This window comes from Arthrobacter sp. K5 (assembly GCF_040448525.1).
GTDB lineage: Bacteria > Actinomycetota > Actinomycetes > Actinomycetales > Micrococcaceae > Arthrobacter > Arthrobacter globiformis.
This window is the reverse complement of record NZ_CP159279.1, coordinates 423,580-436,587: the sequence shown is the minus strand read 5'-3', so window position 1 is coordinate 436,587 and position 13,008 is coordinate 423,580. Positions and strand designations below refer to the sequence as shown.

The window sequence follows — 13,008 nt, the reverse complement described above, 5'->3', positions numbered from 1 at the left end:
GGCGGGCCATTTCCCCCACGAAGGAGCGCCCCGGTGCGTGTGCTGATCGACCTGGACGAGCGTCGCTTTGAGTGCGAAGTGGCCAATGCTGCGCCGGCAACGAACCTGACGGACCTGGTGGAGGCGGCCGGCGGGCCACGCCTTGCGCCCGATGAAGCTGTGTTCGTGAACGAAGCCGAGGTGCGGGGGTCCACCCCCGTCTCGGAACTTGTACTACTCGAGGGCAGCCGCATTTCCCGGGCACCCTGGCCGGCGCCTCAACGCGTTCGCGGCTGGACGGTGACCCTCGCCGGCGGCCAGCGCACCGGCGGTGTAATTGACGTTCCGCACGGGCGCGAGATGCTGATCGGCCGGTCCCCCCATGCCGATCTGAGCCTTCCCACCGAGAGCGCGTCATGGGACCACTGCCGGCTGCGCCGGGAGGAGGACGGGCTGCGGGTGGTGGATGCCGGGTCCACGAACGGCACGCTGGTCAACGGCGGACCGGTCGGGGAAGACGGCGTCCTGGTTACCGAAACCGCAACGGTCACGGCGGGCGGCACGGTGCTCCTCCTGCGCCGGTCCCTGGAGGAGGCGCCCGCCCCGGCCCCCGGCAGCCTGCATAACCTCACACCGGCGGCGACCGCACCGTTCAACCGCCCGCCCCGCCCCGGGAGGGCCCCGGCGGGCGACCCGCTGGTCCCGCCGGGCAGGAAGGAAGTGCCGCCCGCCGGAAAATTCAGCATCATCACGGTGCTGGCGCCCCTCGTGATGGCGGCGGCGATGGTGGTGATCCTGCGGGATTTGCGCTTCGCCATGTTCGCAATGCTCAGCCCGGTGATGGCCGTCGGCATGTGGTTTGAACAAAAGCGCCGCCATGCCCGGGGCCTCAAGGAAGAGGACGAACGCTTCGCCGGGGCGCTCGAAGAGTTCGAGCAGCAGATCCGTGCGGCGGCGGCCGCCGAGACCGCCCGGCGGCATCGGATGATCCCCGATCCCGCGACCGTGGTGCGGCGCCCGGCCCTCCCCGCCACGTCCCTGTGGCAGCGCCGCGCAGACTCCGACGACTTCCTGGCCCTGCACGCCGGCACGGGAGACGTCCCGTGGAGGCCGGAGGTGGAGGGCACCGCCAGTTCGCGTCTGGACAGCAAGGTGAAGGACTCCCTGGAGGCCGCGCGTCTGCAGGCAGCGCCCGTGCTCGTGGACCTGACCGACGCCGGCGTCGTAGGCATGGTCGGGCCGCGGGAGGGGACCCTGGCGCTGGCCCGATCCCTCCTGGCCCAGGCCGCGGTACACGTGGGCCCGGCGGACCTGACAGTCGGAGTCTTCTGCGACGCCGGACGGGCCGACGAGTGGGAATGGGCCTCGTGGCTGCCGCACACGCGCCAGGCCGGCAGCAGCACAGGCGAGCGGTGGATGTCCGCGCACCGCGAGACGAGCGTCGCCATGCTGCGCACGCTCAAGGACTCCGTCCAGGACCTGCCCACCCCGGCGCTGCTGGTGGTCCTGGACTCCGAGGTGCTCACGGAGGGCCGGGACGCCCCGGCGCGCGCGCTGCTCGGCATGGGCCGTGCCGTCCCTGGGGTCCATGTGACCCCACAGCAGCGCCCGCCCCGCGTGGCAGGCATCGTCATCGCTACCTCTGAAGAGCAGCTGCCGGCTTCCTGCACCACGATCATCAGGGTCGGGGCAGACGCCGCGGCCACAGTTGACCAGCCGGAGGACCTGACCCGCGTGGAGGACGTCATCCTGGCAGGCCTCGATCAGGAGGAAGCCCTGCGCTGCGCCATGCGCGTGGCGCATTTCGACGACCCTGAACTGAGCGTCCCCGGAGCCTCGCTGCCCTCGCTCGTGCGGCTGCCCGGGCTCCTAGGCTATGAGCGCCCTGACCCGACCACGATCCGCCGCCTGTGGCAGGCTCCCACGGGAATCTCGACGCCGATAGGCACCGGGGAGAACGGGCCCCTGACCCTGGACCTGGTCAAGGACGGCCCCCACGGCCTGGTCGGCGGCACGACCGGATCCGGCAAGTCCGAATTCCTCCGCTCGCTCGTGGCCGGCCTGGCGGCGCGCAACGATCCCACCCGCCTGAACTTCATCCTCGTCGATTTCAAGGGAGGGGCCGCCTTCAAGGCATGCGAACGCCTTCCGCACACCATCGGCACCATCTCCAATCTGGACGAACAGCTCGCCGACCGGGCCATCCGCGCCCTGGAAGCAGAGATGGAGCGCCGCCAAAGGGTCTTTGCTGCGGCCGGCGAGGGCATCGACAACCTGAACGCCTATCTGGCCACGAACCCGGCCGAGCCCATGCCTCGGCTGCTGCTCGTGATCGACGAGTTCGCCATGCTGGCCAAGGACTTCCCTGACGTGCTCAAGGCGCTCGTCAGCGTGGGGGCAGTGGGCCGCACCCTGGGTGTGCACATGATCCTGGCGACGCAGCGCCCCGCCGGCGTCGTCAGCGACGACATCCTCGCGAACACGAACCTCCGCGTGGCCCTGCGCGTGCAGAGCCGCGACGACTCGAGCAACGTCATCGGCGTGCCGGCCGCCTCGGCGATCGGCCGGGCCCAGATGGGCCGCGCCTTTGTGAAACTGGGTCAGGACGACATCACTCCCGTACAGACGGCCCTCGTGACCGGACGGGCACAGCGCATAGGAGGCCCGGCCGTGGACGTGCGCGAACTTCGCCAGTTCGGCGTCCCCGTGCCCCCGGCGGCGCCGTCACAGTCTGCGGATTCCGACGAGAACGATCTGGACCTCCTCATCGACGCTGTCCTGGAGGCCAACGCCGGGGCAGGGTACCCCCCGCCGCGGCAGGTGTGGCCGGAAGCTTTGGGCGAGCGTGTGGAGCTGGACGGTTTTCTCCCTGCACCCGACGGCGGCCGCCACGCCGCACCGTCCGATTCGTCCGCCGGTCCGGCTCCCCTGCTCCTGCCGACGGTGGGCGCCGTCCGGGGCTCATCTGTCAAGGTGACCATCGTGGACGAGCCGGACCTGCAGCGTCAGTCCGCGGCGGGCTGGGACATGTCGGTGGGAAACCTGATGCTCATGGGCGTGGCCGGCTCCGGCACAAGCACCACCTTGGCCTCAATCGCCCTGACTTTGGCGAAGGACACCGATCCGGCGGAGCTGGACCTGATGATCCTCGACATGGGCTCCCGTGAGCTCGAGCCGCTCGAAGGCCTGCCGCACACCGTGGCTTACGTGGGCACCGGTGCCGGTGCGAAGGAGCAGCAGGCGCGCTTCCTGCGGCACCTGAACACCGAGTTGGAGAGCCGCCGTGCGAATCCGGGCGGGCGCCGCCGCACCGTGGTGCTGCTGGACGGCCTGGCCTCGCTCCGTGACGAGTTCCAGGATTTCGAAGGGCAGCAGCTGCTGGCCCTGCTATACCGGGCATACGCGGACGGCCCCGCGCTGGGGTTGTCGTTCGCGGTGTCCACCACACGTGCCAAGGCGGTGCCCTCGGCCATGAATGAGGTGACGCTGCAGAAGTGGCTCTTCCGGCTGGCGGACACCTACGACTATTCCTCGCTCGGCATCCGCGGCAAGGACATCCCTGCTGCTCTTCCCGGCCGCTGCGTGGATCCCCGCACGTCGCTGCAGATGCATGTGGCCACACCCGGGATCGGCGTAGAGGCTGCGGTGGATCGTGTGCGGCGGCACTGGGTGCATGCATCCGCGAAGGCCCCCGCAATCAGGCGCCTGCCCTCCAACGTCACGCTGCCGGAGCTGGGCGTGGAACCCCGGCTGGAGGCCGAACCGTGGCTCATCCCGGTGGGCGTGCAGGAGGCTGACCTCTCCCCTGCGTTCCTGGAGATTTACGAGGGTGAGCACGCGCTTATTGCCGGTCCCGCCCGTTCGGGCAAGTCCACGCTGCTGCTGGCCCTGGCCGCAGCCCTGCGCGGCACGGCCACCTCCCGCGGACCGGCACAGGTGTGGGGCATCTGCGATCGCCGCTCGCCCCTGGCCCTCGCCGATCTGGATCGGGTGGCCGTCGGTACTGACGAGGTACCGGCCCTGCTGGCGTCCCTGCGGCTTGAGCGGGGCCCGGTGTTCTTGCTGATCGACGACGCCGAGCGCTTTGAGGACGGCGATCAATCCATCGCCGGGGTGGTGGCATCCGGGCAGCCGGGGCGGTGCGTCATCGCGGCGGGGCGGGCCGCCGACCTCCGCGGGCTGTACACCCACTGGACCAAGACCGTCCGCAAATCCCGTCTGGGCGTGCTGCTGCAACCGGACATAAATTACGACGGCGAACTGCTGGGCACCACACTCCCGCGCAAGTCACCCGTGGCACTGACAGCTGGACGAGGATATATCGGCGTGGGCGGGCAACTGGCGCTCATTCAGTCGATGAGCACCGGGGACTGAGCCCGACGGCGGACGCCCCCAAGCAATGAAGGCCGACGCGGGGCGGCCTTGAAGAACCAGATCGACAGCGTTGGAGAGTACGGTATGCAGTTCGCACAGACAGGTGAGGCGCTGGGAGCGACCTACCGATTCGGGGAACGGGTGGGCTCCGGTGCCGTCGGCGAGGTCTGGACGGTCATCTCGACCGACGGACGGACGCTTGCCGCCAAGGTCCTGCGCCCGGAGCACGCCGACGATCCCTCACTCGTGGAGCGGTTCGTCCGTGAGCGGTCCGTGCTGCTTGGGCTGCAGGACTCCCACATCGTCACGGTGCGCGACATGGTGGTGGAGGGCCCGCGCCTGGCCATCGTCATGGACTACGTCGCGGGCGGCTCGCTGCGGGACGCGCTGAAGGGGGCCGGGCCGCTGCCTCCCAAGGACGCGCTCAGCGTCGCCGCGGAAGTGTTCGACGCACTGGCCGTCGCCCACGCACGCGGCGTGACGCATCGCGACATCAAGCCGGACAATGTGCTCCTCGCGCGCCCCTGGCCCGACTGCGGCCCGGGAGACGTGCGGGTCTCTGACTTCGGAATCTCCGACGTTGTGGGTGAGAGGATCCGCCAGACGACCGGCCTCATCGGCACCCCGCAGTATATGCCTCCCGAACTTATCAGCCAGGGCCGCTCCGGCCCTCCGGGCGATGTGTACTCCACGGGCGTCCTGCTTTACGAGCTCCTCGCCGGGCGCACTCCGTTCGCCGGGCCGGGTACGGACTTTAGCGTCGCGTACCGCCATGTTTCCTCACGCCCGCCGCGGATTCCCGTGGATGACGCGGTTTGGGACGTTCTCGACGGGCTGCTGTCCAAGGACCCCGCCCAGCGCCCGACGGCGCGCGTCGCGGCCTCGAGGCTCCGGCGCCTCGTGCCAGGGCTTGCCGCCAGCGCCCCGATAGAGCGCGCCGACACCCCGGCGGACTTCGACCCCGTCGAACGCCCGGCCACCGTGGTCCGGGGCGCCTTCACGGACGAGGAGCTCACGGTCTTCGCGTCCGCGCCGCCGGCCGACGACGCCTGGGAGGCCCCGGATCTCGGGGAGGCGGGCAGCGCAACCATCGCCCGTCCGATGCTGCGCCGTGAAGTGCGGCCCCGGGCAGAGGCCCGGCTCGAGGAGAGGGACGCCACGCCGTTCTGGCGCACTCGTAAAGCACTGCTCCTCGCCTCCGCCGCGGCCCTTCTTCTCGTGGCGATGGTCATCGGGTTCGTTGTCCTCGCCCCCACGGGCCAGCAGGCAGCGCCGGGTGCGGCCAGCGAGAAACTGTCCACGCAGCTGCAGGACACGGCTCTCCCGACCGGCCTGACGATCTCACGGGGCGCTACCTACGAGCCGTCCACGGGCCAGATCCGCCTGACGGTGGCCTACACGGCGCAGAAGGCGCCGTTGTCCGGTGAATTCCTCGAGGTAATCCCGGGGCTGGCCGATGGTGACGCGTGCCCGGCAGTGACATGGGAGGGGGCCACAGCGAGCCGGAACCAGGCCTCGGTCACCGGCCTTGACGTCGAATGTGGCTGGAAGCTCGCCGGGCTCAAGGTTCCGGCGGGAGGGTCGGTCCAGGCGACCGCCACGGTACCGGTGACGCCCGCTGACCAGCAGGCACTCGACGCGTGGCTGCGTGCCGGGTCCGAGGCGGCGACCGCAGCGACACAGGACCCGGCCGTGAAGGGTACTGCCTATCCCGTCCAGCGGCTAAAGGGCGTGGAGGTCCGCACTCCGGCGCGCGTCGTGACGCCGAGCCCGCTGAAGATCACCCTGGTGCCGGTGTGGGCCGGCGGCGCCGACGAGCTGAACCCGCTCTACGTAAGTCCTGCCTCGGGCAAACCTTCGCAGATGCTCGAAGCGGTGACCGGCGGCGAGAAGGGGCTGCGATTCGCCGACGGCTGCGGCGGGGCGCTGGCCGTGGATAGCTCGGGGCTCACCGTAACGGCCCTGCAGATCACCCCCCAGTGCACCGTGCGCGCCAGCGTCGGTAACTTCACCGAGCTGCAGTCCCCGGCCTTCGGCATCACATCGCGCGAGAACTCGCAGGACTGAGGACCACCAGCTCGCTGCTTCGGGCGTCCCAGCTCATACAGGGCATCCTCCGGCCAGCCCAGCTGGCCAGCATTTTCAGGTTCCCAGCCCTGTTGCACCGTTGCCTGGCAGGGTATGTTGCACGAATGGACGATACATATCAGGTGATCGTGGTCGGCGGCGGGTTTGCAGGCATGACAGCAGCTGAGCAGCTCGGGCGCAAGGGCGTTCGGGTACTCCTGATCGACGCCAACAACTACCACCAGTTCCAGCCACTCCTCTACCAGGTGGCTGCTTCGCAGATCGGTGTGTCCGCCGTGGCCCGGCCGCTGCGGTCTGTGTTCCGCAGCACCAAAAGCGTCCGGGTCCTCACAGCGGAGGTGACGGCGATCGATTCCGCCACCCGAACCGTCACCACTATCGACGGTTCCCAGTACCAGTCGAAGATCCTGGTCGTTGCCGCGGGCGCTGTACCAAACTTCTTCAATACCCCTGGCGCGGAGGAACATGCCTACCCGCTGTACTCAGTGGCTGACGCCACCCGCCTGAGCACGGCCCTCACAACAGCCCTGGACCGCGCGGACCGGGTTAAGGCCGGCCGCGCCGACGTGGTCGTGGTGGGCGGCGGCCCCACCGGAGTCGAGACAGCCGGCGCCCTCGCTGAGAACATCAAGTACCTGGTGCCCAAGTACTTTTCGTCCGGACTGGCGGCCCGCTGCCGAGTCCATCTTGTGGATATGTTGCCGAACGTGCTCATGCCGTTCTCCGCCAAGTCGCAGGCATACACCCGTGACCGGCTGATAAAACTTGGAGTTCAGCTGCACATGGGCCAGGGCGTCACCGAAGTCCGGGCCGACGGCGTGACGCTGGCGGACGGGACCATCATTCCAGCGCAGATCGTCGTGTGGGCCGGCGGCCTGAAAGCTGGAAAAATCATTGCTGAATCCGGCCTGCCGCAGGGGAAAGGTGGACGTATCGACGTGCTGCCGGACTTGACCGTGCCCGGCGCCGAAGGCGTCTATGTCCTGGGCGACGCCGCCAACATCACCGACGCCACCGGGGCCAAACTTCCCCAGCTCGGGTCCGTTGCCGAGCAGTCAGGGAAATGGGCCGCCCGCAACATCCATGCGGACCTTACCGGCGGCACACGGCAGCCCTTCTTCTATTGGGACAAGGGTTACATGGCCATGGTCGGCCGTGGCGCGGCAGTCGCCGAACTGGGCCGTAAGCGCATCCAACTCCAGGGACCACTGGCGTTCCTCTCCTGGCTCGGGGTTCACCTCGCCTTGCTCCCGGGCACCCAACAGAAGGTCCGCGCCCTCTCCTCCTGGCTCACTGGTTACGTCATCCACAGCCCGTCACACGTCGTCGTCGGAAGACCCGACTAGGCGTTTTCACGGCCAAACGTCGCCAGGGCCGACGTCGAAAATCACCTCCGCATTCCCCGTCCCTGAAGGTCCGGAACCGCCGTCGACATCAGCACTGGCCCCGGCGTAGGCTGGCAACATCGGCGCATGTGCCCGGTGACCCTGCGTCGATGCCCCAATCGATGAAGGAGGACCAATGAGTGCTGTACGTGAATTCATGACGACGGATGCACAGTGTGTTAAGGAGAACCAGTCCCTCGCAGATGCTGCACGGATGATGCTGGACCTGGACTGCGGATCGTTGCCCATCTGCGGCGACGACGGCAAGTTGACCGGCATGATCACTGACCGGGACATCGTGCTCAAGTGCGTGGCCGCCGGCCGAGATCCACGCGAGATGGTGGCCCGCGACCTCGCCACGGGCAGGCCCCACTGGATTGACGCAGATGCCAACGTTGATGCCGCCATCGAAATGATGGAGAGGTACCAGGTCCGGCGGCTGCCGGTCATCGCTGACCACAAGTTGGTTGGCATCATCAGCCAAGGTGACATCGCGCGCAACTACTCGGAAGAGCGTGTGGGAGAACTGGTGGAGCACATTTCGGAACGCAGCCGGATGCAGCCGAGCAGTTAATAAAGCCAAAGCCGTGTGAGCAAACAAGCGCCACGGAATACTTCCGTGGCGCTAACTCATGCCGGTGCCCTTCTGTGCGTTTGGCCTGGACGAAACCGCCGCTTCCCTGTGCGCTTAGGGACCTGGACGGAACTGTTATGGGCGGGACCTCTACAGCGTCCGGTCGGACGAACCGCTGGTCCCGGGAACCCAGGAACTGACCCTGGAACGGCGGCGGCATCGGCAAGGGCGCGGAAATCCGGCTCGCCGCTGATGGCAGGATCACCGGCAAAGGCAGGGTCGAGCAGACCACCGCCTACTACTTCTCCTTCGACGAGACGCTCAACGTCGGCGTCGACCGTGGAACCCCGGTCACCGATGACTACCTCCCGGTGGACAATGCATTCACCGGCACGATCCACACCGTCCGCATCGACCTTTACGACGACGATCCCACCCAGCACCTCACGGCCACTGACCGTCAGCGCATGGCACTGGCCCATCAGTAACCGCAGACGGCGGAGCGGAGGCGCCCTCCTTCGGGCGGGTGCCCCCGCCGTGGAACCGACGTTTATGTACACCGGCCGAAGAGGAGCCATGAACCTGCCAGGATGTTGTGCACCCTCCCGTGAGCCGCTTCTCCCGGAGGCCGCGGACCACAGGACCACCGGCAGCATCGGCCTGTCAGGTCAGGAACTGCATGATGACGTCCGGATCCCCGGGGGAACATTCAGCATGGGGGATTCGTTGGGAGAGGGCTACCCGGCCGACGGGGAAACTCCGGTACATGACGTGCGGCTGGACGGGTTCCGGATCGACGCCACGGCGGTGACCAACAGTGTGTTCAGCGCGTTCGTCCAGGCCACGGGGTACCGGACCGAGGCCGAGCAGTACGGCACGTCTGCGGTGTTCCACCTGCTGGTCCGGTCCCCGAAGAGCGAGATCCTGGGCGCCGCTACGGGGGCGCCGTGGTGGTTGAATGTCCGCGGCGCGGACTGGGCCCACCCCGCCGGGCCGGATTCCACCTGGCAGGAAATCCCGGACCATCCCGTGGTCCACGTTTCGCACAACGACGCCGTGGAGTACTGCGCCTGGGCCGGTCGGCGGCTGCCGACCGAGGCCCAGTGGGAGTACGCCGCCCGCGGCGGCCTGGACAGGATGCGCTATGCTTGGGGCAACGAGCTCACCCCCGGCGGGGAGCACCTCTGCAACATCTGGCAGGGCACCTTCCCCACGGCCAACACCCGCGACGACGGCCACCTTGGCACCGCATCCGTCCAAAGCTTCCCGCCCAACGGGTACGGGCTGCACGAGATGGCCGGCAACGTATGGGAATGGTGTGCTGACTGGTTCCTGCCCAAGTACTACCGGACCTCCCCCACCAACAGTCCGCAAGGACCCACGATCGGGCAGGGCCGGGTCATGCGCGGCGGCTCCTATCTCTGCCACGACTCCTACTGCAACCGCTACCGCGTCGCCGCACGCACCTTCAACACCCCCGAATCCTCCTCCGGCAACCTGGGCTTTCGCACCATCGCCCTCACCTAGAACCCGGCCCACACAGAAAGCAGCAGGCATGGCTGATGCAGGAATCCGCAACGGCAGACGGGAGGGCCTCTCCGCCCGGATCCTCGGCGGCGGAAACGAGCCGGACCCGCGGTTCACCCTGGCCCGTGCGGGCGGTCGGCTCAGGACATTCGTCCTCGCCGCTGGTCCAGACGGGCGGCGTCCTGATGGACATGTCCGCTCTGTCCGCAATCACCGGAACCGACCGTGACCGGCGTCGAGCCAGGGCCCTGGCCGGCACCACCATCAACGCGTTCGGTGATCCGCTATGGGAGCAGGGCCTGGCCCTCGGCAACCAGGGCGACATCGACGAGCAGCAGATTGCCGGAGCGCTCTCAACCAGCACCCACGGTTCCGGGAAGAACCTGGGCAGCTTCTCGTCGAACCTTCGGTGGGTAAAGCTGATCAACGGCCATGGGGAAATCGTCGAAATCGGCGAGGGCCAGCTCCGCGAGCTCCGGGCCGCACAGGTGGCTTTAGGAACACTCGGGATTTTCCTGGAGGTGGAACTGGCGGTTGAGGACCGCTACTACCTGCAGGAACAAATCACCTACCCCACGTGGGAGGAGACGGCCTCGACGTGGGATGCGGATATCGACACCAACAGGCATTACTCCTTCCTCTGGTGCCCGGAAGATGGTTCCTGCGAGCTCCTGGACCTTCCGGGCTCACCGGACCAGAACATGAGAAACCGCAGCTACACCAAGCGGTACAACGTCGCGCACATCCGGGACGAACAGGAAATCTCCGGTGTGGAAGGAGCCCGCTTGGATCGCTCCTACCGTATCTATCCGGACGGATTCAATACGCAGTTCCATGAACTCGAGTACTTCGTTCGCAGCGAGGACGGGCTGGCGGCGGTCGAAGCTGTCCAGGAGCTGATCCGCACCAGGCACTCCGATCAGAAGTACCCTGTGGAGGTCCGCTGGGTGAAGGCTGACGAAGGCTACATGTCCCAATTCCAGGGACGCGACACCACTGTCATCACCTTGACCACCGAGCCTGGGACCGCTACTGGCAGTTCTTCCGGGACGCCGACGCTGTACTCCAGGAATTCGAGCCGCGTGCCCACTGGGGAAAGATCCATTTCATGACCAGGAGCCGTCTGGAACGCCTCTACCCCGAGCTCGACACGTTCATCCAGGTGCGCCGCGAGTTCGATCCCCGCGGAATATTCCTCAACGACCACACCCGCGCCCTGGTGGGCTGAACGCGCGAAGTCGCTGGGCGCCCTGCGGCAGCGCGACGTGCAGATTGGTGTCAGCTAACGAAGCGGTCCGGGTTGCTCGCCCGGGCGTTGGCCGTCGAGGGGCTGGGGGGTCTGGTCTTCGTCGGTGGTTCCGGTGCAGAGCCACCATGGCACGCCCGGGAGGGGTCGTCGTACGATGTGGCCGGCTGCCGGGATGGTTCCGCCAACGAAGCGGCCTGTGTTGGTGGCGATGACCGTGCCATGCTGGTCCACGATGCAGGTGTTCGGCGGCAAAGGCCGCAGCAGGGGGTCGAACGCGGTCTGGAGCTGGCTGACGCGCACGTCGGCACCGAGGGCTCCGACATAATCACCGGCAATGATGACGCGCTTGCTGAAGGTGATGATGTTCTCGTTCGTTCCGCTCGCATCCACGTACGCGTGACTGGTGTGGATCGGGTTGTCGTCGCCGGAATCCTCGGGGCGCCATGGTGCGGTGGCGAAATCGTAAAGGTCCATGTCGATGTAGAGCCGCTGTGGCGACTCGGGCCCCGCGGGCGTGTAGCACCAGGTGATCCAGCTCTCGCCGAAGTAGGACTGGTCGGCGACGAAGCCGGTTCCATACAGGAATGGAACGCCGATGACCACGGCCCTTCGGGCCGCACCATAGATGTCCGAGTCGGCCCGGTCCCGGCTGACTCCGGACCCGATGCTGGCGCGCACCGCTTGCTCGACCTCGCGCATGGATGCCGCAGCGGTTTCGTAAAACATGGCGGCGAGTGATTCGATGGCGGCCAGGGCGTCATCGCCGGAAGCGGACCCGTGCGGCGAATCAGTCGCTGTGCCATCCAGCTCCATTCGCTCGTCGATGACCAGGTTCATGTCCCGCCTGACGTGTTCCTCCGCCAGCGCTCGGGCCAGCTCTGCGTCACCTGCCCTGATCGCCTCCACGATCCTCGCGTGGTCTTCTGCGGCGGCGTCATTATGGCCCGCCGGGTCCACCCAGATCAGCGGGCCCACCTCGGCCTGCAGCGCCACCTCTTGTCGGGTCAGCCTGACCGACCCCGAGCTGGCCGCGAGCTCGATGTGGAACTTGCTGTCCGCCCGGATCGCGTCCGCCGCCTGCACGCAGTCCCGGATCTCGACCGATGCGTGGTCGAGGCGTCCCATCGAAAGCCGATGGGACTGGTTAGCCGACGCGGCTGCGGCGCAGCCGGCCAGGAAAGCGCGGTATTCCCTCAGATCCCGCAGGTCTTCCAGAGAATAGGACCCAAGGGACTGGCGCTGCATGCGGGCGATGTCCCCGGTGTTGGCCTTCACGAAGCTCCCGCCGCCTTTGCCGCGCCGGGTCTCCACCAAACCCATCCCGCGCAGTTCGGCCAGCGCGGCCCGCAGCGTCAGAGTGGAAACGCCCATCGCGGACGCAAGGTAACTTTCGCTGGGCAGCTGGGAACCGTCTTCGAGGACACCCAGTTCGATGGCATGGCGCAGCCGGCGTCCGACCTCCTCCCCCCGGTCGGCTGCCTCCAACGGCGCGAAGGCGAGTTGCTCTTTCCATGTGGTCATTGCGCGCCTCCCGAAGACGTGACATTTAACCTTGAATGTCTATTGACCTTTATCCATGAAGGTCTATAGTTAACTGTATCACCAAGGAGTTTCGGGGCCGCTGGAGAAAGGAAAGCCAATGACACGGGAAGAAGCCTTCGCACGATGCACTCCGGACTCGTACGTCGAGTTCTACGGCGGTCGCTGGCTCGTCGTGCCATTCGCCCAGGTGGAGCAGCCCCGGTTCTTCGTGTGCACGCCCCGGACCTCCCACAGCCAGTAGCCCAACCGGAAGACAGCTCAACCTGCTGACCCGATGCCAGGTAGCGGCC

At 67.5% G+C, this 13,008-nt stretch carries 8 protein-coding genes and 1 pseudogene; 8 read left to right on the top strand and 1 reads right to left on the bottom strand.

What is annotated here, in order from left to right:
- Positions 1–33: 33 nt before the first annotated feature.
- The 7 genes and pseudogenes from ABRP34_RS01860 (at position 34) to ABRP34_RS01830 (ending at position 11,155) form a co-directional block, all read left to right on the top strand.
- On the top strand, positions 34–4,353 hold the full coding sequence (locus tag ABRP34_RS01860; protein ID WP_353712039.1) for an FtsK/SpoIIIE domain-containing protein: 4,320 nt from the start codon (positions 34–36) through the stop codon (positions 4,351–4,353).
- Between the two features lie 84 nt (positions 4,354–4,437).
- Positions 4,438–6,420 carry a serine/threonine-protein kinase gene (locus tag ABRP34_RS01855; protein ID WP_353712038.1) on the top strand — a complete coding sequence of 661 codons (1,983 nt, stop codon included), beginning with the start codon at positions 4,438–4,440 and terminating at the stop codon, positions 6,418–6,420.
- A 125-nt stretch (positions 6,421–6,545) separates the two neighbouring features.
- On the top strand, positions 6,546–7,787 hold the full coding sequence (locus ABRP34_RS01850; RefSeq protein WP_353712037.1) for an NAD(P)/FAD-dependent oxidoreductase: 1,242 nt from the start codon (positions 6,546–6,548) through the stop codon (positions 7,785–7,787).
- A 175-nt stretch (positions 7,788–7,962) separates the two neighbouring features.
- On the top strand, positions 7,963–8,400 hold the full coding sequence (locus tag ABRP34_RS01845) for a CBS domain-containing protein (protein ID WP_003803461.1): 438 nt from the start codon (positions 7,963–7,965) through the stop codon (positions 8,398–8,400).
- A gap of 576 nt (positions 8,401–8,976) precedes the next feature.
- Positions 8,977–9,927: a formylglycine-generating enzyme family protein gene (locus tag ABRP34_RS01840; protein ID WP_353712036.1), complete on the top strand. Its 951-nt coding sequence runs from the start codon at positions 8,977–8,979 to the stop codon at positions 9,925–9,927.
- A 35-nt stretch (positions 9,928–9,962) separates the two neighbouring features.
- Positions 9,963–10,883: pseudogene (locus ABRP34_RS01835) on the top strand (FAD-binding protein); the annotation flags it as partial.
- A gap of 20 nt (positions 10,884–10,903) precedes the next feature.
- Positions 10,904–11,155: a D-arabinono-1,4-lactone oxidase gene (locus ABRP34_RS01830; RefSeq protein ID WP_353713287.1), complete on the top strand. Its 252-nt coding sequence runs from the start codon at positions 10,904–10,906 to the stop codon at positions 11,153–11,155.
- A 54-nt stretch (positions 11,156–11,209) separates the two neighbouring features.
- Here the strand turns inward: ABRP34_RS01830 and ABRP34_RS01825 are convergent, their stop codons facing one another.
- Complete coding sequence (locus ABRP34_RS01825; protein WP_353712035.1) at positions 11,210–12,697, bottom strand: GntR family transcriptional regulator; 1,488 nt, start codon at positions 12,695–12,697, stop codon at positions 11,210–11,212.
- A 118-nt stretch (positions 12,698–12,815) separates the two neighbouring features.
- Between ABRP34_RS01825 and ABRP34_RS01820 the strand changes: the two genes are divergently transcribed.
- Entirely contained in the window at positions 12,816–12,959 is a 144-nt protein-coding gene (locus ABRP34_RS01820; RefSeq protein ID WP_353712034.1) for a hypothetical protein, read from the top strand.
- Positions 12,960–13,008 lie beyond the last annotated feature (49 nt).

Excerpts from the sequence above, each read along its gene's own strand:
- ABRP34_RS01855 (WP_353712038.1), top strand. The coding sequence starts at position 4,438 with ATGCAGTTCGCACAGACAGGTGAGGCGCTGGGAGCGACCTACCGATTC.
- ABRP34_RS01850 (WP_353712037.1), top strand. The coding sequence starts at position 6,546 with ATGGACGATACATATCAGGTGATCGTGGTCGGCGGCGGGTTTGCAGGC.
- ABRP34_RS01845 (WP_003803461.1), top strand. The coding sequence starts at position 7,963 with ATGAGTGCTGTACGTGAATTCATGACGACGGATGCACAGTGTGTTAAG.
- ABRP34_RS01840 (WP_353712036.1), top strand. The coding sequence starts at position 8,977 with ATGAACCTGCCAGGATGTTGTGCACCCTCCCGTGAGCCGCTTCTCCCG.
- ABRP34_RS01825 (WP_353712035.1), bottom strand. The coding sequence starts at position 12,697 with ATGACCACATGGAAAGAGCAACTCGCCTTCGCGCCGTTGGAGGCAGCC.
- ABRP34_RS01820 (WP_353712034.1), top strand. The coding sequence starts at position 12,816 with ATGACACGGGAAGAAGCCTTCGCACGATGCACTCCGGACTCGTACGTC.